The following is a 26,184-nucleotide window of genomic DNA, read 5'->3' as shown; positions in this document are numbered from 1 at the left end:
ACACGCACTGGTCCGCGCGTCGCGCTCGTGCGCCGCCCGGTTGCCGCACTGTGGCGTGCCCGTGGCGCCCTCGTGGCGCCCTCGTGGCGAGGGTGTGGCTCATGTCCTTCGCGACGGGTTGGCTTGTGGGGCGTCCGGACATGGAGAATCAGTGCTGCGTCTGTCCTGCTCTCCTGCCGGCGGCGCTGACGACCCAACGGGGAGGTGCTGAGGACGTGGACCAGCTGACGGCGCACGATCCCAGGAGGATCGGGCCCTTCGAGGTGCTGGGCCGGCTCGGCGCGGGCGGAATGGGCTTGGTCTACCTGGCGCGCTCCGCCGCGGGCCGCCGGGTCGCCATCAAGACCGTGCGGGCGGAGCTGGCCGAGGACCAGCTCTTCCGGGTGCGCTTCGCCCGCGAGATCGCGGCGGCACGCACGGTCAGCGGCTTCTACACCGCAGCGGTCGTCGACGCCGACGCCGACGCGGCCGTGCCGTGGCTCGCCACCGCGTACATCCCGGCGCCCTCGCTGGAGGACCTGGTCACCGAGTACGGCCCGCTGCCGGTCACCACCGTGCGCTGGATGATCGCCGGAATCGCGGAGGCGCTCCAGTCCATCCACGCGGCCAACCTGGTGCACCGCGACCTCAAGCCGTCCAACGTGCTGATCACGGAGGACGGCCCCCGCGTGATCGACTTCGGCATCGCGGCGGGTGTCTCGCACACCCGCCTGACCATGACGAACGTGGCCGTGGGCACCCCCGCCTACATGTCGCCCGAGCAGGCCCGCGACAGCCGCGGCGTCAAGGGCTCCTCCGACGTCTTCTCGCTCGGCTCGCTGACGGTCTTCGCCGCCACCGGCCACCCCCCGTACCACGGGGCCAACCCCGTGGAGACGGTGTTCATGCTGCTCCGCGAGCCCCCGGACCTCTCCGGCCTCCCGGAGGAGCTGGCCCCCCTGGTCCGCGCCTGCATGCGCACGGCGGCCGAGCGGCGCCCGCTCCCGGCCGAGATCGCCGCCGAGCTCGCCCCGCACCTGTACGGCTCCGGCGACGGCTCGGGCGACGACGGCGAGTACCTGCCGCCGGCGGCGCTCTCCCTGATCGAACGCATGAAGGGTCGCCGTACCCCGCCCCCGGCCGCGCCGTCCTCAGGCCCGGCCCGGCCCGCCCAGGGCGCCTTCCCGGCCCGGCCGGGACAGCCGGGCCAGCCGGGCCAGAACGCCGCGTACGCGGGCCAGGGCGCCCAGGGCGCCCAAGGCGGTCCTGCCGGGCAGTACGGCCAGCACGGCCAGGGTGGTCAGCACGGCCAGGGCGGCCAGGGCGGGCCGCAGGGCGGAGCCGGCGCGCTCGGCTATCAGGGCGGCGGCAGCGCGGGGCAGGCAGGCCGGCCCGGTCAGGGTGGTCAGCACGGGCAGGGTGCCCAGGCCGGCCACCCGGGCCAGGGTGCTCAGCCGGGGCAGCCGGGTCCGGGCTACCAGGGCAGCGCCGGTCAGGCCGGCGCGCCGCAGGGCTATGCCCCCTCCGCCGGTCAGGCAGGCGCCGGTGTTCCCGGTGGGGACGGGTCCGCGCCCGCGGGTGGGCGGCACGCCGCGCCCACGCCGTTGACCCCGCCCGTTCCCGCGCCCGCGACTCCGCCGGAGGCGGCGACGACCGCGCGGCCGGTCGTACACCTGCCGGGCGTGGCCGCGCCGATCGGCCCCGGGGTCCGGCTGCCCACCGGACCGTCCGCGGAGCCGGTCGCGCCGCCCACCACGGGCTGGGTCCGCCAGGGCGGCTCCCACGCCGCCCCGAGCGCGTCCGGCGCCCCCGCACAGGCCCTCCCGGGCGTTCCGGCTCCCTCGCAGGCCCCGGTCCCGTCCGCGCCCCTCCCGCCCACCGCCCCGGCGACGGGCGCGCCCGTCGAGCAGGCCGCGCCCGACGCGCCGTGGCGCCCGTGGCGCTTTCGCATGTCCCACGACGTGTGGGGCTCGCCGATCGTCTCGGACGGCGCGCTGTACATCACCAGCTTCGGCGTCCACGCCCTCGACATCGCCAGCGGCCGTCGCCGCTTCCGCACCGAGAGCGTCGCCTGGGCCCTGGCCGTCGCCGACGGCCGCGTCCACGCCGCCGACGGGCCGAACCTCTTCACGCTCCAGGCCGCGGACGGCGCCGAGCGCTGGCGGGTCGCGCTGGACGGCTGGACCTACACCCTCGACGCGGCCGGCGGCGCTCTCGTCGCCGGTACCCGCGGCGGCGGTGTCCACGTGCGCTCTGCTATCGACGGCAGCGAGATGTGGCAGGCGCGGGACGCCCAGCAGGCCTACGAGAACCCGGCCTCCGGCCCGTGCGTCATCGGCGACTCGGTCTACTATTACGGCGGGGGATGCCTGCGCTCCGTGGAGTTGACGACAGGTCAGCTCCAGTGGGCGCTGCCGCTGGGCGAGGACGTCCCGTCCCGGCCGGTGCTCCACCGCGGCGTGCTCTTCCTCTGCAGCGGCGCGCGCGTCTACGCGGTCGACGAGCAGACGGGCGCGGAGCGGTGGCGCTTCGACGCCCCGGTGGTGCTGTTCACCTCGCCCGCGGTGAGCGAGTACGGGGTCTTCGTCGCCGACTACCTCGGTACGGTCTTCGGTCTGGACCCGGCCACCGGCTCAGTCCGCTGGCACGCCCGCACCGGCGGTCGCCAGGGCGCCGAGCCGGTCGTCCTGGCCGAGGGCACCGTCCTGGTGGGCAGCGGGGACACGGCGTACGCGTTCGACGCCCGCAGCGGGGCCGAACTGTGGCGCTACGCCGCTCGCGCGGAGCTCGCCGGCGTTCCGGCGACGGCCGACGGCCTGGTCCACCTGGGCAGCCGCGACCACTCCCTGCACACCGTCGAACTGGCCAGCGGCCGCCTGCGCTGGAAGCTGGACACCGGCGGCGAGATCACCGGCCCCCCGGTCGCCGCCGACGGGCGCGTCTTCGCCTGCAGCAAGGACCACTGCGTCTACGCCCTGGACGCCGCCCGCGGCACCGCCACAACCCGCGAATGACCCCGGCCCCGGGCCCTTGGACGCGTTCCCGCATCCAGGGGGCCGGGCCCGCACCTCTCACCGGCGCCACAGGGGGCCCGCGGGCGCCTCCCGCGCCCTGCGGCTGCCCGCCGGGCGGGCCTCCCTCGTCATGTGGCCGCCCAAGCGGCAGGCCCGTGCCGTGTGGCGGCTCGTGCGGGCGCCTCTCGCGCTCCTGCCGCCCGCTGACGCGGCCTGGCTGTCCTGCGGCTGCCTGGCGCGTCCCGTGGCCATTCACGTGGCGTGGCCGCGCGGTGGTGCGCCGTGTGGGCGTTTCCGGTGCGGTGCGCCGGCTCAGGTGGGCGCCTCTCGCGCCTGCGGCTGCCCGCCGGGCGGGCCTCCCTCGTCCTGCGGCCGCTGACGCGGCCTGGCCGTCCTGCGGCTGCCTGGCGCGTCCTTGTGGCCATTCACGTGGTGTGGCCGCGTGGTGGTGCGCCGTGTGGGCGTTTCCGGTGCGGTGCGCCGGCTCAGGTGGGCGCCTCTCGCGTCCTGCGGCTGCCCGCCGGGCGGGCCTCCCTCGTCCTGTGGCCGCCCACGCGGCAGGCCCGCCGCGTGGCCGCTCGTGCGGGCGCCTCTCGCGCCCCCGCCGCCGCTCCCGTAGCGGGACCGGTCCCGGGGCAGCAGCCCACGCCGGCGCTTCTCGTGCCGTGTGACCGCTGACGTGGCGTGGCCGCCCCGCGGCTGCCCGCCGGGCGCCCCTCGTGCCGTGCGGCCGCCCGAGAGTGGGCGTTTCCGCGCCCGCGGTCACCCGCGCCGCACGCTCGCGTCAGTGGCGCAGGCGCCAGCCCGCCCATGCGGAGGTGATCATCTCGCGTACGTCGAACCGCGCCTTCCAGCCCAGCTCCTGGGCGATGAGCTCGGCCGACGCGACCACCCGCGCCGGATCGCCGGCGCGCCGCGGGGTGACCTCGGCTGTCACGTCGAGGCCGGTGACCTCGCCGATGACGTCCAGCATCTGCTGGACCGAGACGCCCTCGCCGCGGCCGATGTTCAGGATGAGGTCGGTGCCGTCCGGGTCGTCGGTCAGCCGCCGCACCGCGGCGACGTGCGCCTCGGCGACGTCCGCGACGTGGATGTAGTCGCGGATGCAGGTGCCGTCCGGGGTCGGGTAGTCGGCGCCGAAGACGCGGGGGGCCTCCCCGGCGTCCAGGCGCTCGAAGACCATGGGGACCAGGTTGAAGACGCCCGGGTCGCCCAGCTCCGGCGTCGCCGCGCCGGCGACGTTGAAGTAGCGCAGCGACACCGTGCCCATGCCGTGGGCGCGGCCCGCGGCGCGGACCAGCCACTCGCCGACGAGCTTGGTCTCGCCGTAGGGGCTCATCGGCCGGCAGGGGGTCTCCTCGGTGACGAGGTCGACGTCCGGCATGCCGTAGACCGCCGCCGAGGAGGACAGCAGGAAGCGCCGCACGCCGGCCTCCGCCGCAGCCTCCAGGACGACGCGCAGACCTTCGACGTTCTCGCGGTAGTAGCGGAGCGGCTGCTCGACCGACTCGCCCACCTGCTTCTTCGCGGCGATGTGCAGCACGCCGCTCACCTCGTGCTCGCGGAGCACGGCGGTGAGCAGCGGCTGGTCCAGGGTCGAACCCTGGACCAGCGGGACGCCCTCCGGCAGGCGCGAGGAGTCGCCCGTGCTGAGGTCGTCGAGGACGACCACGCCGTGGCCGGCCTCGACCATCGCGCGGACGACGTGTGCTCCGATGTAGCCGGCACCGCCGGTGACAAGCCAAGTCATGCGGCCACTCTAGCGACGCCCACCGACCGGACGCGGACGGTGATCGCCTCACTCCGTCGAGTGACCTGCCGTGGTCGCTACTTGCGGGCGCGCAGACGCAGGCGCCACGGTACGAGCGCGGACTCGAGCTGCACGCCGAAGCTCATCTTCGACTCGCCCGCGCGCCGCTCCTCGAAGCGGATCGGCACCTCCAGCGCGCTGAAGCCCTTGTGGACGGCGCGGAACTTGAGCTCGACCTGGAAGCTGTAGCCGGCGCTCTCGAGCGAGGCGAGGTCAACCGCGTGCAGCGCCTCGGCGCTCCACAGGTTGAATCCGGCCGTGATGTCGCGGACGCGGGTCGAGAGGATGGTGCCGGCGTAGGCGTTGGCCCAGCGCGACAGCAGACGACGGTGCCAGCCCCACTCGTCGGCGAGCTCGCCGCCCGGGACGTAGCGGCTGCCGACGACCACGCCGGCGCCGGTGGAGAGGGCGGTGCCGAGCATCTGCGGGATGGCGAGGGCGGGGTGGCTGCCGTCGGCGTCCATCTGCACGACGAAGTGGGCGCCCTCCTCGACGGCGAGCGCCATGCCGGCGGCGTAGGCCTTGCCGAGGCCGTCCTTGCCCTTGCGGTGCAGCACGCTGATGCGAGGCTTGCCGTCGAGCAGGTGGCGCTGGGCGAGCTTCTCCGCCAGCTCGCCCGTACCGTCGGGGCTGCTGTCGTCGACGACCTTGAGGTGGAGGCCGGGCAGTGGCAACGCCATCACCTGCTCGACCGTCGCCTCCAGGCTGCCGATCTCGTTGTAGGTCGGCATGACGACCGTCACGGGCGTCTCTGCCCAGTCGTCGGGCAGCGCGGCGGGGATGGTCACGATGACTCCTGGTCCAGATTGCGGGGTCCGGCCGTTGCAACTGCGCGGGGACAGGGCTCGGACGACGTTGCACTGTAGTAGATGGAAGCAGACGTCCGATGGGCAGGAAGGTAAGTTCACCGCCACGAAACGCACTGTTCCCAGGCCAGGAGTCCTCGCTTCGGCTACACCCGGATGGAGGACACGTCGATGGCCTCCGTCATTGACCTTCCCCGTGCCGCGCGGTTCATCCGCCGCACAGGGCCCAGCGCACCACGGTCACGTCGGGTGTGACCGCCTGGAAGACCGCCTGGACCGGGGCGCCGATGCGCAGTCGCTGGGGTGGCACGGCGTTCCACGGGGCGTTGGGCCGCCGGACCGAGGTGGTCAGCGTCCCCACCAGGCGGATCCGCGGGTCCTCCTCCAGCTCGACCAGGGCCACGGGATACGGCGCCCGCTCCGCGTAGGCGGGCAGCAGTGGCGGGTGCGCGACGACGTAGGACCAGAGCCGGCCGCGGCCGGACATCTGCCGCCACTCGTCGGTGAAGCTGCCGCAGTGCGGGCAGCAGGGGCGCGGCGGGAACCGCAGCCGTCCGCAGTCCGCGCATGCCTGGATCCGGAGCTCGCCGCGCCGGGTGTAGTCCCAGAACGGCTCGCCGTCGTCGTCGGGCCACGGCAGCAGCAGCCCGTCGGCGGTCAGGGTGTCCATCTCGAAGCCTCCCGATGATCCGTCTCGGATGTGCTCAGACCCGCAGCAGCAGGGCGGATGTCGGCACGCCCTCGCCCGCGGTGACCAGGCAGGTCGCCGCGTCGGGCACCTGCGCCGTGGAGAGGCCGCGCAGCTGCTTGACGCCCTCGTTGATCAGGTTGAAGCCGTGCACGTACCCCTCGGAGAGTCCGCCGCCGCCGGTGTTGATCGGCAGCCGGCCGCCCAGTTCCAGTGCCCCGCCCTCGGTGAACGCCGCACCCTCGCCGCGCCCGCAGAAGCCGTACCCCTCCAGCGACAGCGGGATGAGCGGGGTGAACGCGTCGTAGATCTGGGCGACGTCGATGTCGCCGGGGCCGAAGTCGGCGGTCTTCCACAGCTGCCGCGCGGCGGTCCAGGCGGGGCCGGTCAGCGGGTCGTCGTTCCAGTAGTTGACCATGCCGTGGTGCTGCGCGGGCAGGCCCTGGGCGACCGAGTGGACGTAGACGGGCCGCTGCCGGCAGTCGCGGGCCCGCTCGGCGGCGACCACGACGCAGGCGAGGGCACCGTCTGTCTCCAGGCAGTTGTCGTAGAGGCAGAGCGGCTCGCTGATCCAGCGGGCGTCCATGTACATCTCGCGGGTCAGCGGACGGTCGTACATGATCGCGTCGGGGTTCTGGTTGGCGCGGTTGCGGCAGGCCAGGGCGACGTTGAACAGGTGGTCCCGGGTCGCGCCGTACTCGTGCATGTAGCGGCGGGCCAGCATGCCGATCTCGTCGGCGGGACGCAGCAGCCCGAAGGGCCGGGTCCACTGTGCGGGTGTGGGCAGTTGCTGGGTGGTGTTGGTCCACGGCCGCTTGCCGCTGCCGCGCTTGCGGCTGCGCCAGGCCACGCCGACGCTCGCCTGCCCGGTGGCGACAGCCATGACCAGGTGCGCGACGGTGGCGCAGGAGCCGCCGCCGCCGAATCCGGTCCGGGAGAAGAAGGTGACGTCACCGGCGCCGATGGCCTTGGCGAGCTCGACCTCGTCGGTCTCCTCCATGGTGTAGGAGGCGAGGGCGTCGACCTCGCGCGGCTCGATACCGGCGTCGTCCAGGGCGGCCAGGACGGCGCGGCAGGCGAGTGCCTTCTCGGACTCCTCCAGGCGTTTGGCGAAGCGGGTCTGGCCGATGCCGACGATGGCCGTACGGTCCCTGAGCATGGGCGGCTCCCGGAATGCGAGTGCTCCAACGGGGTGGGCCACGAAGGCGGTGGGCCACAGAGGAAGATCTTCTGACGTACCGTCAGAATAGGGCGCCCGGCTCCCTTCCGGGAAGGCCGCCGTCAGCCTAATCTGACGATCAGTCACCTGCGAGGTGCGGGAGCCGAGCAGAGCCGACAGACGACGTCACGGAAGCACGCCACCGGATGCGGCGACGCACCGGATCGACCGGCGGAGGGGAACGGGCCATGCGCGCGGATCTCGAGTGGGGAACCATCGCCAACCTCGTCCAGGCGGCCGGAGACCGCTACGGCGACCGCGAGGCGGTCGTCGGCCCGCGGACCCGGATCAGTTACGCGGAGCTCGCCCGGCGCGTCCGGCGAGCGGCAGCCGGGGTCATGGCCGCCGGTGTCCGGCCGGGCGACCGCATCGGCATCTGGGCGCCGAACGCCCCCGACTACGTGGTCGCCGCGCTCGGCGCGGTGAGCGCCGGAGCCGTGCTCGTGCCGCTCAACACCCGGCTCAAGGGCGGCGAGGCGGCCGAACTGCTCCGCCGCACCCGTGCCTCGCTGCTCTTCGTCACCGCCGCCTTCCTGGGCGTCAGCTATGTCTCCGCGCTCAAGGCGGCCGGCCCCCTGCCCGACCTGCGCACCACCGTCGTCCTGGGCGACTCCGAGACGGTCCCCGGCGACCTGCTCTCCTGGCGGGCCTTCCTCGCCGCCGGTGCGGACATCCCCGCCCGTGCCGTGCAGGCCCGGCTCTCTGCCGTCGCCCCCGAGGACCCGGCCGACATCATGTTCACCTCGGGCACCACCGGCCTGCCCAAGGGCGCCGTGACCACCCACGCCCAGACCCTGCGCGCCTTCGACGCCTGGGCCGACCTGTCCGGTCTCGCCGAGGGAGACCGCTACCTCGTGGTCAACCCGTTCACCCACACCTTCGGCTGGAAGGCCGGCATCCTCGCCTCGCTGATGAGGGGCGCGACGATCCTGCCGCAACCCGTCTTCGACGCCGAGGCCGTCCTTGCCAAGATCGCCACAGAGCGCGTCACGGTCCTGCCCGGCGCGCCGACCGTCTACCAGACCCTGCTCGACCACCCCGCCCGCGCCCAGTACGACCTCGGCTCGCTGCGCCTGGCCGTGACCGGTGCCGCCGTGGTCCCGCTGGAGCTCGTCCACCGCATCCGCGACGAGCTCGGCTTCACCACCGTCCTCACCGCCTACGGCCTGACCGAGAGCTGCGGCATGGTGACGATGTGCCGCCGCGACGACGGCCCCGACACGGTCGCGGCGACCTCCGGGCGGGCCGTCCCCGGCGTCGAGGTCAGGATCCGCGCCGCCGAGGGCGTGAAGGACGAGCCTCCGGGCGAGCCCGGCGAGGTGCAGGTCCGCGGCTACACGGTGATGCGCGGCTACTTCGAGGACCCGGCCGCGACCGCCGAGGCCTTCACCGAGGACGGCTGGCTGCGCACCGGTGACATCGGCGTCCTCGACGCCGCGGGCAACGTCCGGATCACCGACCGCCTCAAGGACATGTACACCGTCGGCGGCTTCAACGCCTACCCGGCGGAGATCGAACGTATCCTCGCCCGCCACCCGCTGGTCGCCGACTCCGCGGTGATCGGCGTCCCGGACGTCCGCCTGGGCGAGGTCGGCCGCGCCTACGTGATCCCCCGTCAACAGCCGTTGCCGGACTCGGCAGCGGAGCTCGTGGACTGGTGCCGCCGGGAGATGGCCAACTACAAGGTCCCGCGCGAGGTCGTCTTCGTCGACGACCTCCCCCGCAACGCGCTCGGCAAGGTCCTCAAGGGCGACCTGCGGTCACCCCGGGGGCGCGAGGAACTGCACGGGCAACCCGGCGCCGGCGAGGGCCCTGCGCAGTGAGTACCACCCGCACGCCGGCAGCTTCTCCCGAGGCCCCCCGCGTGGTGCGAGCGGAGCTGCCAGCCAGGCCCTAATCGCCGCACAGGTGCAGCACAGCGCCGCGCCCAAGAGTTCGAGCCATGAACCATTCGTCCGCGCCGGCGGCACACGCCGCCCCTCCCGCCGTAGGCCGGGACGGCACTCGCACCGAGCTGGTCGAGGTGGTCGTCCCCGTCTACAACGAGGAGCACGTGCTCGCCCGCAGCGTGCGCACCCTGCACGGCTACCTGACCGAGCACTTCCCGTACCCCTTCCGCATCACGGTCGCCGACAACGCCAGCGTCGACTCGACGTGGCAGGTCGCCTCCGCGCTCGCCGCGGAACTCCCCGGGGTCCGCGCGGTCCACCTGGACCAGAAGGGGCGCGGTCGCGCCCTGCGCGCGGTCTGGGGGAGCAGCGACGCGACCGTCGTCGCCTACATGGACGTGGACCTGTCCACCGGGCTCGAAGCCTTCCTCCCGCTGGTCGCCCCGCTCCTCACCGGGCACAGTGACCTCGCCATCGGAAGTCGGCTGCACCGCGGCTCGGCCGTGGTCCGCGGACCGAAGCGCGAGTTCATCTCCCGCACCTACAACCTCCTGCTGCGGGCGACCCTGGCCGCCAAGTTCTCCGACGCCCAGTGCGGCTTCAAGGCGGCCCGGACCGAGGTGGTACAGGCCCTGCTCAGCGACGTCGAGGACCAGACCTGGTTCTTCGACACCGAGCTGCTGCTCCTCGCCGAGCGCAGCGGCCTGCGCATCCACGAGGTCCCGGTCGACTGGATCGACGACCCGGACAGCCGGGTCGACATCGTCCGCACAGTCAAGGACGACCTCAAGGGCATGTGGCGGGTCGGCAAGAAGGCCGCCTTCGGCGCGACCCGGATGCCGGTGCCGCCGCGCGTGCGGCAGGCCCAGCTGCCGACGGGCATGCGCTGGCAGCTCTCCAGCTTCGCCGTGATCGGCGTCCTCAGCACCCTCGCCTACCTCGGGCTGTACCTGCTGACGCGTCAGGCCGCGCCCGCGATCGTCGCCAACGCCTTCGCGCTGCTGGTGACGGCCGTCGCCAACACCGCCGCCAACCGCCGGTTCACCTTCGGGGTCACCGGCTCGCGCGACGCCCTTCGGCACCAGGTCGAGGGCGGCATCGCCTTCGTCATCGGCCTGGTCCTGAGCACCCTCGCGCTGGCCGTGTCCCGCGTGGTCGCACCCGGGGCCTCGCCCGCCGCCGAACTCGGCTGGCTGGTCGGCGCCAACGCGCTGGCCACGGTGGTCCGCTTCGTGCTGCTGCGGGCCTGGGTGTTCAACCCCCATCGCACGGCCAAGCACGCCCGCGAGGCGGACCTCTCCGACTTCTCGCCCCTCGCCGCGACCCAGCCGGTCGCGACGAACCAGTCCACGAACCAGGAGTCACGCCGGTGAGTGCCTACATCGACGCTCCGGCGGAATCCTCCGCCGTCCCTCCCCACAGCCGCACCGCAACGCCCAAACCGCGCCGCGCCCGCTGGGTCCGACCGGCCTACTGGGGTTCGCTGCTGTTGGCCGCGCTGGTCTACTGCTACGGCCTCGGCCAGAACGGCAACGCCAACTCGTACTACGCGGCGGCCGTCCTGAGCGGTACCAAGAGCTGGTCCGCGATGTTCTACGGCTCGCTCGACGCCGGCAACTTCATCACCGTCGACAAGCCGCCGTTCGCCCTGTGGCTGATGGAGCTCTCCTGCCGGATCCTCGGCTTCGGCAGCTGGCAGATGCTGCTGCCGATCGCGGCCTGCGGCGTCGCCTCGGTCGCGGTGCTCTACAGCGCCGTGCGGCGCAGCTTCGGCACCGTGGCGGCGACCGTCGCCGCGGTGGTGCTGGCGCTGACCCCGATCACGGTGGCCATCAACCGCGACAACAACCCCGACCCGGTGCTGGTCCTGCTCACCGTCTCGGCCGCCTGGTTCTGCCTGGAGGCGATCCGCCGCGGCACCCTGCGCCACCTGGTGATCAGCGCCGTACTGGTCGGCTTCGCGTTCAACACCAAGATGCTGCAGGCCTACATGGTGCTGCCGGCGCTGTTCCTCGCCTATGTCTGGGCGGCACAGGGCAGTTGGCTGGTCCGGGTGCGGAACCTGCTCGTGGCCGGTGTCGCGCTGGTCGTCTCCAGCGGCTGGTGGATGGTCGTCGTCGACTCGATCAAGGACCACCCGTTCATCGGCTCCAGCTCGGACGGCACCGTGTGGAACCTGGTCATCGGCTACAACGGGCTGGAGCGCGTGCTCGGCGCGAACGCCGGCAACGGCACCGGCGGCACCGGCGGAGCGGGAGGTGGCGCCAACTTCGGCGGCACCTCCGGCGCCGGCAGGCTCTTCAACGACATCCTCGGCGCCCAGATCTCCTGGCTGATCCCCTTCGCCGTGGTCGCCGTCGTGGGCGCGCTCGTGCTGCGCGGCCGACGCCGCCGCACCGACCCGCAGCGCGCCTCGCTGCTGCTGTGGGGCATGTGGCTACTGACCCACTACGTCGTCTTCAGCTTCTCCTCCGGCACGTTCCACCCCTACTACACGACCATGCTGGCCCCCGCGATCGCGGCGCTGACCGGCGCCGGCGGCACCATGCTGCTGCGCGCGCTGCGCTCGCCCGCACGCAAGCCCGTCTGGGCGGCCGTGCTGCCGCTCGGCATCGTAGTCTCCGCGGTCTGGGCGGTGCTGCTGCTCCGCCGCACCACCAGCTTCGCTCCGTGGCTGTGGCCGGTCGTCGCGGTGCTGGCGCTCGGTGGCGTGGTCGCGCTGCTCGTCGCCCGCTTCGGCGCGAGCTCGGTCGCGACCGCGGTCCGCAAGCGGGTGCTGGCGGTGGGCGCGCTGGCGGCAGCCCTGGCCCTGGTGGCCGGACCGGCCGCCTACGCGGCGGACACCGTGACCGCGGGCGCGATCCAGGGCACCAACCCGACCGCGGGCCCGTCCTCGGGGGACGGCTTCGGCGGTCCCGGCGGCGGCATGCGCGGCGGCTTCCCCGGGGGCGTGCGCGGCGAGTTCCCGGGCGGCGCGGGTGGCTTCCCGGGCGGCACCTCCACGGGCAGTTCGGCCGGGCAGTCCGGTTTCCCCGGTGGCACGTCCGCCGGCGACAGCTCCGGTCGGAGCGGTCAGAGCGGTCAGAGCGGCCAGGCCGGATTCCCCGGTGGCACGTCGGCGGGGAGCAGCGGTGGCACGTCCGGGGGTACGGCCCCTGGCGGGGCAGCCGGCGGCGCGACCGGTGAGCTCCCGGGCGGGGCGGCCGGAGCCCTCGGCGGTCTCGGTGACGGTCTTCGCAGCGGTGACCGTGCGGGCGGCTTCGGCGGTGGCATGGGCGGCGGCATGGGAGGAACGGTCAGCTCGGCGCTCCTGTCCTACCTGGAGAAGAACCAGGGCAGCACCACCTGGCTGGTCGCCGTCTCCAGCGCCCAGTCGGCCTCCGAGCTGATCCTCCAGTCCGGCAAGCCCGTGATCGCCATGGGCGGCTTCACCGGCAGCGACCCGGCGATGACGCTGGCCAAGATGAAGTCGCTCATCTCCTCCGGGAAGCTCCGCTACGTGCTGCTCGGGTCCGGCGGCTTCGGCGGCGGGATGGGCGGTCCGGGCGGTGGCGACGCCAACAGCGCGGCCACCGACTACGTGAAGTCCATCTGCACGGCGGTCAGCCCGTCGGCCTACGGCGGCACCTCGTCGGGCGGCACTTCGTCGGGCAGCACCTCGTCGGGCAGCACCTCGTCCACCGGTGCGTCGTCGACCGGAGCCTCGTCGAGTGCCTCCTCGGGGCAGACGCTCTACGAGTGCACCTCCTGAGGTGACATCGGCGGCGTACGCGCCGCCGCCGGAGCGCGGGCCCGTCTTCTAGGACGGGTCCGCGCTCTGCCGTCGTGCCCGGTCCCGCTGCACCCGTTGCGCGGCCCGCGAGGTGAGCCGGTGCAGATCGACCTCCCGCTGGTCAGGTCGCCAGGTGTCGGTTGCGGCGGTCACCGCGCAGAGGGTGAACCCTGCCAGCAGCCACCCGGCGACGACGTCGCTCGGCCAGTGCACCCCGAGCCCGATCCGGGTCCAGCTGACCAGGAGCACGAACGCCGCGGCGACCACGGCCGTCAGGACGCGGGTCACCGGCAGGCGCAGGTGCGGCCAGGCGACGACGACGAACAGCGGGATCACCGTCGCCGCGGTCATCGCGTGGCCGGAGGGGAAGGCCCACCCCGTCGCGGTGGACACCGGCTGCGGCAGCGCCGGGCGCGGACGGGCGACCGCGTCCTTGGCGGCGATCTCCAGCGCGGCCTGGAGGACACCGCAGGCCGCCGCCCACACCGCGGCGACGCGTGCGCCGCGCCACCAGAGCCAGAGCACCAGGACGCCCAGGGCCACCCGGAGCACCGTGGGCTCGAGCACCGAGCTGACGGTCCGCATCGACCCGGTCCACGCGCTGTGCCGCAGCGCGGTGGTGTGCAGGTGCCGATCGACGGAGAGGTCGAGGCGGAGCAGCGGACCCCAGTGCGCCTCGACGAGTGCGAGCAGTCCGCCGAAGAGGGCCAGGCACACGCCCGCACCTGCCCAGAGCCCCCACGGCTGCCTGTGCCGCACGCGTGTCACCTCTCCGTTTCCGGACGTTTCCGTTGTCCCAGCTCACCGCGCGGGGAACTGTTACGGGGCGGACAATCGTCCCAGAGAGTGACAGAACTGGACGCCCGCCGCGCTGTGACCGAGCGATGACGCTCTGCTGATGATCGCGGGCGAACCGCACAGCATACTGCTGCGTGCGAAGAAAAACACCGTTTCGGGAATGATTCTTCGGACATCGTCGTTGAGTCGTTACGTAAGCAGTTCCCAGGTACGGGCCAGCCAGGCCCGTCAGGTCACCCGAGGGAGTTCGTATGGCCACCCGTGCCGTCGTCCGCGACAAGGCCGATCGGACGCGTTCGGCGCGCCCGACCGCTGGTGAGGCCGACCGAGACCTCGTCGGTATGTACCTGGACGAGATCGCGCGCACCCCGCTGCTCGACGCGGCGCAGGAGGTCGAACTGTCGACCCGGATCGAGGCCGGTGTCTTCGCCGAGCAGCTGCTCGGCGAGGGCGGCACCGCCGCCGGGGCGACGGAGGACGAGCTGCGTGCCATAGCGGCCGACGGTCAGCGCGCCAAGGACGTCTTCATCCGTTCCAACCTGCGCCTCGTGGTCGCCGTGGCCCGCCGGTACCCGCGCAGCGGTCTGCCGCTGCTCGACCTGATCCAGGAGGGCAACGCCGGCCTGGTCCGCGCGGTCGAGAAGTTCGACTTCAGCAAGGGCTACAAGTTCTCCACCTATGCCACCTGGTGGATCCGCCAGGCGATCACCCGCTCCATCGCGGACCAGTCGCGCACCATCCGTCTCCCCGTTCACCTGGTCGAGGAGCTCGGCCGGATCCGCCGCGTCCAGCGCGAGAAGTCCAAGGAGCTGGGTCGTGAGGTCGACCCTGCCGAGGTCGCGGCCGAGCTCGACACCACCGAGGAGCGCATCAAGGACGTCCTCGACTGGGCCCGCGATCCGGTGAGCCTCAATATGACCGTCGACGACGACGGCGAGACCCAGTTCGGCGACCTCGTCGAGGACACCGGCGCCACCTCCCCCGAGGACGCGGTGCTGGTGATGCTCCGCCGCGAGGAGCTGGACCAGCTGATCGGCCGCCTCGACGACCGCACCGCCTCGATCATCCGCTCCCGCTACGGCATGGAGGACGGTCGCGAGCGGACCCTGACCGAGGTGGGCAAGCAGCACGGGCTGACCCGTGAGCGCATCCGTCAGATCGAGAAGCACGCACTCGCGGAGCTTCGCAAGATCGCCGACCATGCGGGCTTCGAAGCCGCGTAACCCCGTTCCGTAACCCCGTTCCTCCGATCTCCGTCCGGGCCCCTGCTACGCCGAACAGGTGTGGCAGGGGCCCGTTTGGCCTGTTTCGATCTGCTTGATCCCTTATGGCCCACTTAGGCTCGCCGCAGGTGGACCGACGAGGGGATCTTCGTGGTGGACAGACGGAAGCTGCGTCAGCGCGCCGCCGTGGTGGGTGCGCTCGTCTCGCTGGCGCTGGTCCTGGCGATCGTGCTGGGCAGCCGGGGCCTGCGGGACTTCGACTCCGCACTGCTGCCCTACGCCGTGGCCACGGTGTTCCTCGCCTTCGGCGTGGCCTACCGGTACACCATGTGGGTCAGCGAACCGGCAGCCTGGCGGATGTTCCGCAAGGGGCTGCGCGCCGCCTTCTCGGCCGAGAGCTTCCGTCGGGCGCCGACCGCGCTGCCCCGGATGATCGCCACGTACCTGGGCTTCCAGAAGTTCCTCGGCGCCCGGTCGCACGCCCGGTGGGCCGCCCATCAGCTGATCTTCTGGGGCTGCCTGCTGGCGGCGGCGATCACCTTTCCGCTCACCTGGGGCTGGTTCACCTTCACCGCCTCCAGTGCCACCGGCCCCGGCTACGAGATGCGGCTGTGGGGCTTCAAGCTCTTCGGCTTCTCCTCCAGCAGCGTGCTCGGCTGGGCCATGTTCCACGGCCTGGATCTGGCGGCGGTGCTCGTGATCGGGGGAGTCGGCTACTTCCTGTGGCGCCGCTACCACGACCGGGCGGCGATGACCGGGCAGCGCTTCGCCTACGACTTCCTGCCGCTGCTGGCGCTGCTGACCGTCTCGGTGACCGGCCTGTTGCTGACCTTCTCGGAGATCTTCCTGCACGGCGGCGGCTACGAGTTCCTGGCCGTGCTGCACATGGTCTCGGTCGTCTTCACCCTGGTCTACCTGCCCTTCGGCAAGTTCTTCCACATCGTGCAGCGCCCGGCGGCCGTCGGGATGCAGCTGTTCAAGTTCAACTCCCGCAAGGCGGGCGAGCCGTTGTTCGCCTGCAAGCGCTGCGGCACCGAGATCGACACCGTCCCGGCCGTGGAGAACCTGCGCGGCACCATGCGCGACCTCGGGCTCGGCTTCGACGCCTGGGCCGAGTACTGCCCGCGTTGCAAGCGCGAACTGCGCGGCGGCGCCTACCTGACCGATGTGAAGCGGGGGTTCAAGTGACCGGTACCGACGCGGCCGCCCAGCCGAGGGTCCCGTTGGATCCGTCCGTGGCGCCACCCGGCACCCGCAACTTCCGCGACGCCGGCGGTATCCCGGCCGCGCTGTGGCGGGCCGACCAGACCAAGCAGACGCTCGTGCCGACTCACTGCTGCTTCTGCGGTGTGCAGTGCGGCATGTACCTGCGCGTCGACGAACACGGCAAGGTCTTCGGTGTCGAACCGCGCAACCACGACATCAACCGCAGCCGGCTCTGCCCCAAGGGCATCAACGCCTACCAGCAGGTCAACCACCCGGACCGGCTCACCGCCCCGCTGATCCGCCGCAGCCGCGACGAGGAGTTCCGCGAGGCGAGCTGGGAGGAAGCCCTCGACTTCACCGTCGCCGAGATCCGCCGGATCCAGGCCGAATACGGTCGCGACGCCTTCGGCCTGCTCGGCGGCGCCAGCCTCTTCTCGGAGAAGACCTACCTGGTCGGCAAGTTCGCCCGGGTCGCGCTCCGGACCAAGCACGTCGACTACAACGGCCGCCTGTGCATGGTCAGCGCGGCCGGCGCGAACAAACTCGCCTTCGGGATCGACCGGGCCGGGAACCCCTTCAGCGACATCCTGCTGACGGACTGCCTGCTGATCGCCGGCTCCAACGTCGGCGAGTGCTTCCCGGTGATGACGCAGTACCTGTGGGGTGCTCGCGACCGCGGGGCGACGCTCATCGTCGTCGACCCCCGCGAGACCGCGATCGCCCGCACCGCCGACATCCATGTGGCGCTGCGCTCCGGCACCGACGCGGCGTTCTTCAACGCCGTGCTCAACGTGGTGATCAAGGAGGGCCTCGCGGACGAGGAGTTCCTCGCCGCCCGCGCGACCGGCTGGGACGAGGTCAAGGCCACCGTCTCCGCCTACACCCCCGAGCGTGCCGCCGAGATCTGCGGCATCCCCGCCGAACAGGTCGTCCAGGTGGCCCGGATGTTCGCCGGTGCCGGGCGGGCGATGGCCTGGCACGCCCGTGGGATCGAGCACCACACGCAGGGCGTCGAGAACTGCCTGACCGTCATCAACCTGTGTACCGCGACGGGCAACCTCGGCAAGCCGGGCGCCGGCTACGGCACCATCACCGGCCAGGGCAACGGCCAGGGCGGGCGCGAGCACGGCCAGAAGTCGGACCTGCTGCCGGGCGGCCGCTCCATCAACGACCCGGCGGCCCGGGCCTGGATCTCGGACTTCTGGGGCATCAGGGAGGAAGACCTGCCGCAGGCCGGCACCTCCATGATGGAGATGGTCTGGCAGATGCAGCGCGAGGAGATCCGCGGCCTGGTCGGCATCTGCAACAACCCCTTCGTCTCCCTGCCGCACTACGCCACCGTCAAGGACGGCTACGACAAGCTCCAGTTCCACGCCCAGTTCGACTTCTTCCTCTCGGAGACCGCCGCCAACGCGCACGTGGTCTTCCCCGTCACCACCTGGGCCGAGGACGAGGGCGTGATGGCCAACGCCGAGGCGCGCGTGGTCAAGCACAACAAGGCGCAGGAGCCGCCGCCGGGTGTGCGGACCGACACCTGGGTGATGTGCGAGCTCGCCCGCCGCCTCGGCGCGGGGGACAAGTTCGACTTCGACACCTCCGAGCAGGTCTTCGACGAGCTGCGCGCGGCCTCGCGGGGCTCGGTCAACGACTACTACGGCATCACCTACGAGCGGCTGGAGCAGACCGGCGGCATCGCCTGGCCCTGTCCGGAGCTGGACCACCCCGGAACCCCGCGGCTGTTCGCCGACGGCCGGACCTACCACCCGGACGGCAAGGTCCACATGCAGGTCGTGGAGTGGCACGAGCCGGCCGACGCCTTCGACGAGGACTTCCCGATGCGCCTGACCACCGGGCGGACCGTCGCGCACTTCCTGTCCGGCAACCAGACCCGCCGGATCGGCGCGCTGGTCGAGCAGACCCCTCGCCCCTGGGTCGAGGTGCATCCCTCGCACGGCTACCGCACCGGCGACCCGGTCCGGGTCGTCACCCGTCGCGGCAGCGAGGTCTTCCCCGCCCTGGTGACCGAGGCGATCCGCCCCGACCACGTCTTCGTGCCGTACCACTGGCCGGTGCCGACGGCCGCCAACGCGCTGACCATCGACGCCCTGGACCCGCGCTCGAAGATCCCCGAGTACAAGGTCTGCGCCTGCCGGATCGAGCGCGCCGAGCAGGTGGACGAGGTTCCCGCGCCGCCCACTCCGCCCGACCGCCCCGCCTACCCCGAGGCCCAGGCCTCGCGGACCACCACGAGGCCGCCGTCCTCCTCGCAGGGGCGCGGCACCGGAGAAGGGAGCTGACGCGCCATGATGGGCCGCACCCTGTTCATCGACCCCGGCCGCTGCATCGGCTGTCAGGCCTGTGTCTCCGGCTGCCGTGAGTGCGATTCGCACCGGGGCAAGTCGATGATCCACCTGGACTACACCGACGAGGGCCGCTCCGTGGCCTCGCAGCCGACGGTCTGCATGCACTGCGAGGACCCGGTCGCTCCCTGCGCCGAGGTGTGCCCGGCCGAGGCGATCCTGATCAGCCCCGACGGAGTGGTGCACGAGGCGGATCCGACCCGCTGCATCGGGTGCGCGAACTGCGTCAACGCCTGCCCGTTCGGGGTTCCCAAGATCGACCTGGAGGCGAAGCTCCAGCTCAAGTGCAACATGTGCTACGACCGCACGGAGCTGGGCCTGGCCCCGATGTGTGCGACGGTCTGCCCGACCGGCGCGCTGTTCTACGGCACTCTGGAGGAGCTCCAGGCCGACCGTCCCGGGGTCACCGTCTCCAACTGGTTCGCCTTCGGAGACGTCGGGATCAGTACCGGCGCCGCGATGGTCGTGCCCCGCGGGCGCGACGACCGTCCCGTTCCCGGCGGTCTGCCGCTCGTCTCCGTCAACGGGCGGGACGTGCCGGGCGCCGGTGCGACCCGGGCGGCCACACCGCGCGACGGAGGTGCGGGCGCATGACGGACGGTCAGTACGGTCCCGCCCCTGACGGCGACCCGGAGGAGCAGAGCCGACTGCACGACCGGCTCAGCGCCGACTCCCTGACCAGCCGCAGGAACTACCTGCGGGTCATGGCGACAGTCTCCGGCGGCCTCGTCGTAGGCTCCGTCGCCGTCTCGGCCGGGGTCCTGCCCCGGCACGGGGACGCGGCGGCCGCGGACGTGCAGCCGATGAAGGTGGCCGGCCTGCTCCGACGCGGCCAGGCGGTGACGTTCGCCTACCCGACCGAGCACGACCGCGCCATCGCCATCCGGCTCCAGGACGGCACCCTGGTGGGTTACTCCACCGTCTGCACACACCTGGCGTGCGGGGTGCTGTGGCGTGACGACCGCGGGGCGGAGGGAGAGCTTTACTGCCCCTGCCACGAAGGCGCCTTCGAGCCGCGTGAGGGTGCCGTGGTCCAGGGCCCGCCGCCGCGCGGCCTGCCCAAGGTGCTGCTCGCGGAGAAGACCGACGGAAGTGTCTGGGCCGTCGGCACGGCCTACTCGGACGAGACCCGGCTCCACGCGGCCTGCCGCGAGCTGGACGCGAACGACCCGGGTGTTCGCCTCGGCCGCGTGGCCTGCCCCAACTCGGCGAGGAGCTGAACCACCATGCCTCATCCGGCCGACCGCCCCGAGGAGTTCGGGACCGACGCGGCCCCCGGAGCCGCACTCTCCTGGAGTGCCCCGGGCAGCGCCCAGCCCCGGCTCAACCGCCCGGTGGCGGAGCGGTATCCGCAGATCCGCCCGACCAGCGGCTACGGCGACTCCCGCGTTCGCCACAGCGGTCCCGGCCCGGGCGCCGGCAGCGACCACGACCCCGAACGCTCGGCGATGCTCACCGGCCGGCTCGTCGTGGTGCTCAGCATCGTTGTCGGCCAGCTCTGGGCCCTGGGCGTGGGCGTCGACGCCTGGATGCAGGGTCACACCTCGACCGCCTGGTGGTGCACCGGATTCGAGGGCCTGTCCTTCCTGATCGCCCTGGCCGCCTGGCGCTTCGGCCCCACCGACCACTGACCCTGAAAGACCAAGGAGCCGACCGAGATGACGGTGACCCAGTCCCGGGGGCGGGCCGACACCTACCGACCCGGAACGACCATCAGCGAATGGCATCCGGAGGACCCGTCCTTCTGGCGATCCACCGGTTCCAAGGTGGCCTCGCGCAACCTGTGGGTCTCGGTGCCGGCGCTGATGCTGGCCTTCGTGGTCTGGCAGGTCTGGTCGGTGACGGTGGTGCAGCTGAGCAAGGTGGGCTTCACCTTCTCGGAGTCACAGAAGTTCTGGCTGACCGCGATCCCCGGACTCACCGGTGGCCTCGGGCGCCTCTTCTACACCTTCATCGGGCCCGTCGTCGGCGAGCGGCGCTTCACCGCGTTCAGCACGATCATCCTGGTGGGCCCGCTGCTCTGGCTGGGCTTCGCGGTGCAGCACCCGTCCACGCCCTACGGGGTGATGGTCGTCATCGCGGCCCTCTGTGGCATCGGCGGGGCCAACTTCTCGTCCTCGATGGCGAACATCGGCTTCTTCTACCCGAAGCAGGTGAAGGGGAGCGCGAACGGCATCAACGGTGGCCTGGGCAATCTGGGTGTCAGCGTGGTGCAGCTGCTGGCCCCGTTGGTCATCACGGCCGGCATCCTGGGCGCGCCGGCCGGCGGCCCTCAGCACAAGAAGGGCGGCGGGGACGTCTGGCTGCAGAACAGCGCCTTCCTGTGGATCCCGCTTCTGGTGATCATGGCGCTGCTCGCCTGGTTCCTGATGAACGACCTCAAGGTCGCCGCGGCTCCCTTCAGCCAGCAGAAGATCATCTTCCGACGCAAGCACAACTGGCTGATGACCGTGCTCTACGTGGGCACGTTCGGGTCCTTCATCGGTTTCGCCTCGGCCCTGCCCAATCTGATCAACAACACCTTCACCAATTACTCCGCCACCACCTACGCCTGGATCGGTCCTTTCCTCGGCGCGATGTTCCGGTGGGTGGGCGGCTGGATCTCCGACAAGGTGGGCGGAGCGCGCTGCACGATCATTTCTTTCATCGGCATGGCCGCCTCGCTGATCGTGGTCATCAACGCGGTGCCCTCGGGAAGCGACAAGGGCAATTTCTGGGTGTTCTACATCGGCTTCCTGTGCGCGTTCGTGTTCTCGGGAATCGGCAACGGCTCGACCTTCCGCCAGATTCCGGTGATCTTCCTCAACCAGCATCGGGCGGAGGCTGCCGGGAAGGGCGAGGCGGCGCTGGCGGAAGCCCAGAAGCAGGCGGAGATGGAATCCGGTGCGGTGATCGGCTTCAGCGCCGCCATCGCCGCCTTCGGCTTCTTCTTCATCCCCGCGATGTTCGCGAGCTTCGCAGTCACGGCCTCGTTGTGGGTCTTCGTCGTGTACTACGCGGTGTGCCTGGGGGTGTGCTGGTGGTTCTACGCCCGGCCGGGGGCGGAGGCCCCGAGCTGACCGGTGCGTACTCGCCTACCCTGGACGCGTGAGTGGTGGCGAGCAACGGGACGAGCAGGACGCGCGGCGCGGCGATGCGCGGGACGCCGTGAGCGGCGAGAGGGCCGAGGTTTCCAAGGCCGGGGGTTCGAAGGCCGGGGGTTCGAAGGCCGGGAGTTCGAAGGCCGACGCAGCGAAGGCCGACGTATCGAGGGCCGGTGAGAAGGCCAGGCGCAGGATCGTCTTCGACGATCCGATGAGTGGTCGCAGTCGCGACGACTCGGACGCCGGCTGGGGCAGGGAGGGCGGCGGGAGCTCGCGGGACAGGGACTGGTACCTGAGCGAGACCCCGCCGCATCACGGGGAGAAGTGACGGGGGAGTGCCGGGGCCGTCTCGGCCTCAGCCGCGCTGGGAGACGAGCAGATCGCGGATCTCGCCCAGGATCTGCACCTCGCTGACCTCGGGAGACTTGGCCTCCTGGGCCGGCACCTCCTTCTTGGCCATGTAGCGCTTCAGCATCGCGTTCATGGGCAGGACGAGGCAGAAGTAGACGACGGCGGCGGTGATCAGGAAGCTGAGCACGGCGCCGAGGACCGAGCCCCACTGGATCAGGATGCCGTCGACCTTGCCCGTTGCCTTGTCCACCAGACAGGTGCCCTTGAGGCAGGTCGAGTAGGCGTTGAGGTCCTGAGTGCCGAACGCGCCGACCACCGGGTTGATGACGCCGTCGACGATGGAGTTGATCACCTTGGTGAACGCGGCGCCGATGACCACGGCCACCGCGAGGTCCACGACGTTGCCGCGGAGCAGGAATGCCTTGAAGCCCTTCATGGGCACCGGAAACTACGGCAGTTCCGGGGGTGCCTGGGAGCACCTGGAATTCACCCGTGCGGAGCCGTGGTGGCGTCGGCGCCCCCCGCCACCTGAGGAAACGTTCCGGACGGGGTCTGGGGGCGCGCGCTGGCTGTCGCACCCTTTTCACCCGATCCGGGGAACTGCCGCAGTGACCCGACGGCCAGGGTGGTCGCCGCGACGAGGAACCCGGCCGTGATCGGCCCCGGGCGCCGCCGCACCGGTGTGGGTAGCCGGTGCCGGCCGCGGCCGGCCCGGATCGGCGGGAAGAGGGCGACGCTGTACGTGGGCGGCACGGAGAGGGACACGGTGACCTCCAGGTCGGGGACCCCCTGCGAGCCGGGGATCCGCTGTGACCACCACGCTGCCGCTGCCCGGGGTCATCGCCAAGCGCGCCCCCCCGGAACCTGTGGACAAACCGGCCCTGTGGAAAACCCTTCCACGGTCGAGTGAAGCCGGGCGGAGGGTCTTCCGCACCGGCTTCGGGGCCTCCTAGGCTGCTCAGCGGGAGGTCGGTTCCACTCCCAGGCCGGTGGTCATCCCGTCGAGCGCGTGAACGCAGAGGCACTCGCGTTCCTCCGTGGCCGGCAGGGCCGCCACCGTGGCCGCCAGGACCGTACGCAAGCGGTCGATGTTGCGGCCGAACTCGGCCAGGACCTCTGCGTGTGTCACGCCCTGGCCCGTCTCCACACCCGCGTCGAGGTCCGTGACCAGCGCGAGCGAGGTGTAACACAGCGACAGCTCGCGAGCGAGGACGGCCTCGGGGTGTCCGGTCATCCCCACCACCGACCAGCCCTGGGAGCTGTACCAGCGCGACTCGGCCCGGGTGGAGAACCGGGGGCCCTCGATCACCACCATGGTGCCGCCGTCGACGGGCGGCCAGCCCGAGGTGCGGGCGCCGGCGAGAGCCGCCGCCCGGCCGCGCGGGCAATAGGGATCGGCCGCGGAGACATGGACCACCTCAGGGGTGATCCCGTCGCCTCGGGTCCGGCCGTCGTAGAACGTCTGGACCCGGCCGGAGGTCCGGTCCACGAACTGATCGGGGACGAGCAGGGTGCCAGGGCCGTACTGCGGGCGCAGGCCGCCCGTCGCGCAGGGGCCCAGCACCTGCCGTACCCCGAGCGAGCGCAGGGCCCAGAGGTTCGCCCGGTAGTTGATCGCGTGAGGCGGAATCCGGTGCGCCCGACCGTGGCGCGGGAGAAACGCCACACGGCGCCCTGCGAACTCGCCCACCAGGAGGGAGTCGCTCGGAGCGCCGTAAGGGGTGTCGACTGCGACCTCATCGAGGTCGTCCACGAGGGCGTACAGCCCCGTGCCGCCGATGATGCCGATCTCGGCCGTGGCCGCGATTGCTGACTGGTCTGTCATGCGCCGCAGCGTAGCCCGGTGGCTGGGGTCAGGCGGCGGAACCGGACGAGCCGGAAGAGGACGTCGACGAGGTCGAGGAGGAGCTCGACGAGCCGGAGGAACCCGACGTGGACGACGGGGAAGACGACGTCGAGGACGAGTTCGTCGACGAGATGCTGCTGCTGGACGACGAGCGGCTGTCGGTCCGGTAGAAGCCGGAACCCTTGAAGACCACGCCCACCGCGGAGAAGATCTTGCGCAGCTTGCCGCCGCACTCGGGGCACTCGGTCAGCGCGGCGTCCGTGAACTTCTGGACGGCCTCGAGACCGTTGCCGCACGCGGTGCACTGGTACTGGTACGTCGGCACTTGTTTCCTCCTGGCACTCTAAGGCTGTGAGTGCTAACGATCCTCAATGATGCGGCATTCCCGGTGGATAAGTCCACTGATCCGGATGTGAGGCTCAGTACTCTCCACGCGTCCCGCTCAGCCAGCCTGCCAGCTTGCCGCCCCGGTCGACGGCCCGCAGGCGCCTCTCGGTCCGGTCGCGGACCTGGTCGGTGGCGACCACGAGGAGGTCGTCGCCATGCCGTAGGACGGTCGCCGGGCCGGGCACGAAACTCGCACCCTCCCGCACCACCAGAGTCACGGCCGCGCCCTTCGGCAGCCGCAGCTCGCTCACCTCGACACCGGCCAGCCGGGACTCGGGGCCGATCGAGACCGAGAGCAGGTGCCCGTGCAACCGCTCGAGCGGAGCGGACTCGACCTCCAGGTCGTCGGCGTGCGCGGCATCGGAGATCCGCAGCGCTCGGGCCACCAGCGGCAGGGTCGGGCCCTGGATCAACGTGAACACCACGACCAGCAGGAACACCGTGTTGAACAGTTGGTCCGCGCCGGGCACCACGTGAACGACCGGGATGGTCGCCAGCACGATCGGGACCGCCCCGCGCAGCCCCGCCCAGCTCAGCAGGGTCTGCTCGCGCCATGTCACCCGGAACGGGGTCAGCGTCAGCAGCACCGACAGCGGCCGGGCCACCAGCACCAGCACCAAGCCGACGACGAGAGCCGGCACGACCGCGTCCGCCATCGTGCGTGGGTTCACCAGCAGGCCCAGCATCACGAACATGCTGATCTGCGCGATCCAGGCAAGCCCCTCTGCGAAGCCCCGAGTGGCCGGGCCGTGCGGCAGCCTGGCGTTGCCCAGGACGAGGGCGCACACGTACACGGCCAGGAAGCCCGAGCCGTGCAGCAGCGCCCCGCCGGCGTAGGCGAGGAGCGTCAGCGCCATGACGGCGATCGGGTAGAGGCCGGAGGACGGCAGCGCCACATGGCGCAGGGCCAGCGCGCCCAGCCGCCCCACCGCCAGCCCCACCGCCGAGCCGATGGCGAGCTCCAGCAGCACGGTGCCGACCAGGACCCACCACGCGTCGATGGGTCCGGCCGTCGCGAAGGCCACGGCGAGGATCACCACGGGGGCGTCGTTGAATCCGGACTCGGCCTCCAGCAGGCCGCTCAGCCGGGCCGGCAGCGGCACACGGCGCAGCACCGAGAAGACCGCGGCCGCGTCCGTGGAGGAGACGACGGCGCCCATCAGCAGGGAGATCCGCCAGTCGCTCCCGGTCAGCAGGTGCGCCCCGACGGCCACCACGCCGACGCTGATCGCCGTGCCGGCGGTGGCCAGGACGGCTGCGGCGGGGACGGCGGGTCTGATGTCGTGCCAGCGGGTGCCGAGCCCGCCCTCGGCGAGGATCACGACCAGGGCCGCGTAGCCCAGCACCTGGGCGAGTTGTGCGTCGTTGAAGGTGATGTCACCGATGCCGTCCTGTCCGAGCAGGACGCCGATCCCCAGATAGATGAGCAGGCTGGGGAGCCCGCTGCGGGAGGAGAGCCGGACTGCCGCCACGGCCACCAGCAGTACCAGCGAGAACAGCAGGAGCAGCAGGTCGAGCCGGTGGACGGACACGCAGGGGCACCTCGCGCAGCAGAATCGTTGCTTCCACTTGTTTGGAGCAAGATTTTACCGTTCTGGCCCTTGAGACTCCCGACTCGTCCACGGACTGGGCATCGTGCTCGGGGTCCAACGGGCCACACGCGTCCCGGTGACGAGGGCGCCTCCCGGGCGTCCCGGCCAACGCCCGCGCGCCACCGGTTCCGCTTCGGGTGTTAGCGTCAGCACCGCCGCCT

General features: G+C 72.0%; 20 protein-coding genes and 1 pseudogene. 12 read left to right on the top strand and 9 right to left on the bottom strand.

Annotation, left to right across the window (positions count from 1 at the left end; genetic code table 11):
• The first annotated feature begins 215 nt into the window (after nucleotides 1-215).
• Nucleotides 216-2,993, top strand: coding sequence for a PQQ-binding-like beta-propeller repeat protein (locus ABH931_RS08520; protein ID WP_370111461.1), 2,778 nt, complete (start codon nucleotides 216-218; stop codon nucleotides 2,991-2,993).
• A 784-nt stretch (nucleotides 2,994-3,777) separates the two neighbouring features.
• Here the strand turns inward: ABH931_RS08520 and galE are convergent.
• The 4 genes from galE to ABH931_RS08500 form a co-directional block, all read right to left on the bottom strand.
• The gene (gene galE, locus ABH931_RS08515; protein WP_370111459.1) at nucleotides 3,778-4,743 is read right to left on the bottom strand and encodes a UDP-glucose 4-epimerase GalE; all 966 of its coding nucleotides are present in this window, start codon (nucleotides 4,741-4,743) and stop codon (nucleotides 3,778-3,780) included.
• 77 nt (nucleotides 4,744-4,820) lie between these two features.
• Entirely contained in the window at nucleotides 4,821-5,534 is a 714-nt protein-coding gene (locus tag ABH931_RS08510) for a polyprenol monophosphomannose synthase (protein ID WP_370111681.1), read from the bottom strand.
• A 283-nt stretch (nucleotides 5,535-5,817) separates the two neighbouring features.
• The gene (locus ABH931_RS08505; RefSeq protein WP_370111457.1) at nucleotides 5,818-6,279 is read right to left on the bottom strand and encodes a Zn-ribbon domain-containing OB-fold protein; all 462 of its coding nucleotides are present in this window, start codon (nucleotides 6,277-6,279) and stop codon (nucleotides 5,818-5,820) included.
• Between the two features lie 34 nt (nucleotides 6,280-6,313).
• Nucleotides 6,314-7,456 (bottom strand): lipid-transfer protein, encoded by a 1,143-nt coding sequence (locus tag ABH931_RS08500; RefSeq protein ID WP_370111455.1) that lies wholly within the window; start codon nucleotides 7,454-7,456, stop codon nucleotides 6,314-6,316.
• 248 nt (nucleotides 7,457-7,704) lie between these two features.
• On the opposite strand from ABH931_RS08500, the gene ABH931_RS08495 reads away from it, so the two are divergent.
• The 3 genes from ABH931_RS08495 (at nucleotide 7,705) to ABH931_RS08485 (ending at nucleotide 13,156) form a co-directional block, all read left to right on the top strand.
• A complete protein-coding gene (locus tag ABH931_RS08495) occupies nucleotides 7,705-9,339 on the top strand; it encodes a FadD3 family acyl-CoA ligase (protein ID WP_370111453.1) in 1,635 nt (544 codons plus the stop codon).
• Nucleotides 9,340-9,458: 119 nt separating this feature from the next.
• Nucleotides 9,459-10,778 carry a glycosyltransferase gene (locus ABH931_RS08490; RefSeq protein ID WP_370111451.1) on the top strand — a complete coding sequence of 440 codons (1,320 nt, stop codon included), beginning with the start codon at nucleotides 9,459-9,461 and terminating at the stop codon, nucleotides 10,776-10,778.
• Nucleotides 10,775-13,156: a glycosyltransferase family 39 protein gene (locus ABH931_RS08485; RefSeq protein WP_370111450.1), complete on the top strand. Its 2,382-nt coding sequence runs from the start codon at nucleotides 10,775-10,777 to the stop codon at nucleotides 13,154-13,156. The genes ABH931_RS08490 and ABH931_RS08485 overlap by 4 nt, the downstream gene beginning before the upstream one ends.
• 48 nt (nucleotides 13,157-13,204) lie before the next feature.
• Here the strand turns inward: ABH931_RS08485 and ABH931_RS08480 are convergent, their stop codons facing one another.
• Complete coding sequence (locus tag ABH931_RS08480; protein WP_370111449.1) at nucleotides 13,205-13,936, bottom strand: phosphatase PAP2 family protein; 732 nt, start codon at nucleotides 13,934-13,936, stop codon at nucleotides 13,205-13,207.
• A 290-nt stretch (nucleotides 13,937-14,226) separates the two neighbouring features.
• On the opposite strand from ABH931_RS08480, the gene ABH931_RS08475 reads away from it, so the two are divergent.
• The 8 genes and pseudogenes from ABH931_RS08475 (at nucleotide 14,227) to ABH931_RS08440 (ending at nucleotide 22,175) form a co-directional block, all read left to right on the top strand.
• Complete coding sequence (locus tag ABH931_RS08475; protein WP_370111448.1) at nucleotides 14,227-15,198, top strand: sigma-70 family RNA polymerase sigma factor; 972 nt, start codon at nucleotides 14,227-14,229, stop codon at nucleotides 15,196-15,198.
• 150 nt (nucleotides 15,199-15,348) lie between these two features.
• Nucleotides 15,349-16,386 carry an MFS transporter gene (locus ABH931_RS08470; RefSeq protein ID WP_370111446.1) on the top strand — a complete coding sequence of 346 codons (1,038 nt, stop codon included), beginning with the start codon at nucleotides 15,349-15,351 and terminating at the stop codon, nucleotides 16,384-16,386.
• On the top strand, nucleotides 16,383-18,701 hold the full coding sequence (locus tag ABH931_RS08465) for a molybdopterin oxidoreductase family protein (RefSeq protein WP_370111444.1): 2,319 nt from the start codon (nucleotides 16,383-16,385) through the stop codon (nucleotides 18,699-18,701). Before ABH931_RS08470 ends, ABH931_RS08465 begins: the two co-directional genes overlap by 4 nt.
• A gap of 6 nt (nucleotides 18,702-18,707) precedes the next feature.
• Nucleotides 18,708-19,358, top strand: a complete 651-nt coding sequence (locus ABH931_RS08460) for a 4Fe-4S dicluster domain-containing protein (protein ID WP_370111442.1) — start codon at nucleotides 18,708-18,710, stop codon at nucleotides 19,356-19,358.
• The gene (locus tag ABH931_RS08455; protein ID WP_370111441.1) at nucleotides 19,355-19,984 is read left to right on the top strand and encodes a ubiquinol-cytochrome c reductase iron-sulfur subunit; all 630 of its coding nucleotides are present in this window, start codon (nucleotides 19,355-19,357) and stop codon (nucleotides 19,982-19,984) included. The genes ABH931_RS08460 and ABH931_RS08455 overlap by 4 nt, the downstream gene beginning before the upstream one ends.
• Nucleotides 19,985-20,060: 76 nt before the next feature.
• A pseudogene (locus ABH931_RS08450) lies at nucleotides 20,061-20,395 on the top strand (hypothetical protein).
• A gap of 27 nt (nucleotides 20,396-20,422) precedes the next feature.
• A complete protein-coding gene (locus ABH931_RS08445; protein ID WP_370111439.1) occupies nucleotides 20,423-21,823 on the top strand; it encodes a NarK family nitrate/nitrite MFS transporter in 1,401 nt (466 codons plus the stop codon).
• Nucleotides 21,824-21,851: 28 nt separating this feature from the next.
• Nucleotides 21,852-22,175: a hypothetical protein gene (locus tag ABH931_RS08440; protein ID WP_370111438.1), complete on the top strand. Its 324-nt coding sequence runs from the start codon at nucleotides 21,852-21,854 to the stop codon at nucleotides 22,173-22,175.
• Nucleotides 22,176-22,202: 27 nt separating this feature from the next.
• Here the strand turns inward: ABH931_RS08440 and mscL are convergent, their stop codons facing one another.
• The 4 genes from mscL to ABH931_RS08420 all read right to left on the bottom strand — a co-directional run bounded on the left by mscL (nucleotide 22,203) and on the right by ABH931_RS08420 (nucleotide 25,963).
• Entirely contained in the window at nucleotides 22,203-22,634 is a 432-nt protein-coding gene (gene mscL / locus ABH931_RS08435) for a large conductance mechanosensitive channel protein MscL (RefSeq protein ID WP_370111436.1), read from the bottom strand.
• A 522-nt stretch (nucleotides 22,635-23,156) separates the two neighbouring features.
• Complete coding sequence (locus ABH931_RS08430) at nucleotides 23,157-24,023, bottom strand: S-methyl-5'-thioadenosine phosphorylase (protein WP_370111435.1); 867 nt, start codon at nucleotides 24,021-24,023, stop codon at nucleotides 23,157-23,159.
• A gap of 28 nt (nucleotides 24,024-24,051) precedes the next feature.
• Nucleotides 24,052-24,369: an FmdB family zinc ribbon protein gene (locus ABH931_RS08425; RefSeq protein ID WP_370111434.1), complete on the bottom strand. Its 318-nt coding sequence runs from the start codon at nucleotides 24,367-24,369 to the stop codon at nucleotides 24,052-24,054.
• Between the two features lie 94 nt (nucleotides 24,370-24,463).
• Nucleotides 24,464-25,963 (bottom strand): potassium/proton antiporter, encoded by a 1,500-nt coding sequence (locus ABH931_RS08420; protein WP_370111432.1) that lies wholly within the window; start codon nucleotides 25,961-25,963, stop codon nucleotides 24,464-24,466.
• Nucleotides 25,964-26,184: the final 221 nt, after the last annotated feature.

Origin of the sequence: Streptacidiphilus sp. MAP12-33 (genome assembly GCF_041261265.1) — a bacterium.
In the GTDB taxonomy this organism is placed as follows: Bacteria; Actinomycetota; Actinomycetes; order Streptomycetales; family Streptomycetaceae; genus Streptacidiphilus.
The sequence above is the reverse complement of the archived record's forward strand: the minus strand, read 5'-3'. Positions and strand labels throughout refer to the sequence as shown.

Bases quoted from the DNA above. Each gene is read 5' to 3' on its own strand.
- galE (WP_370111459.1), bottom strand. From the start codon at position 4,743: ATGACTTGGCTTGTCACCGGCGGTGCCGGCTACATCGGAGCACACGTC.
- ABH931_RS08510 (WP_370111681.1), bottom strand. From the start codon at position 5,534: ATGCCGACCTACAACGAGATCGGCAGCCTGGAGGCGACGGTCGAGCAG.
- ABH931_RS08505 (WP_370111457.1), bottom strand. From the start codon at position 6,279: ATGGACACCCTGACCGCCGACGGGCTGCTGCTGCCGTGGCCCGACGAC.
- ABH931_RS08500 (WP_370111455.1), bottom strand. From the start codon at position 7,456: ATGCTCAGGGACCGTACGGCCATCGTCGGCATCGGCCAGACCCGCTTC.
- ABH931_RS08495 (WP_370111453.1), top strand. From the start codon at position 7,705: ATGCGCGCGGATCTCGAGTGGGGAACCATCGCCAACCTCGTCCAGGCG.
- ABH931_RS08490 (WP_370111451.1), top strand. From the start codon at position 9,459: ATGAACCATTCGTCCGCGCCGGCGGCACACGCCGCCCCTCCCGCCGTA.
- ABH931_RS08475 (WP_370111448.1), top strand. From the start codon at position 14,227: ATGGCCACCCGTGCCGTCGTCCGCGACAAGGCCGATCGGACGCGTTCG.
- ABH931_RS08460 (WP_370111442.1), top strand. From the start codon at position 18,708: ATGATGGGCCGCACCCTGTTCATCGACCCCGGCCGCTGCATCGGCTGT.
- ABH931_RS08455 (WP_370111441.1), top strand. From the start codon at position 19,355: ATGACGGACGGTCAGTACGGTCCCGCCCCTGACGGCGACCCGGAGGAG.
- ABH931_RS08445 (WP_370111439.1), top strand. From the start codon at position 20,423: ATGACGGTGACCCAGTCCCGGGGGCGGGCCGACACCTACCGACCCGGA.
- mscL (WP_370111436.1), bottom strand. From the start codon at position 22,634: ATGAAGGGCTTCAAGGCATTCCTGCTCCGCGGCAACGTCGTGGACCTC.
- ABH931_RS08430 (WP_370111435.1), bottom strand. From the start codon at position 24,023: ATGACAGACCAGTCAGCAATCGCGGCCACGGCCGAGATCGGCATCATC.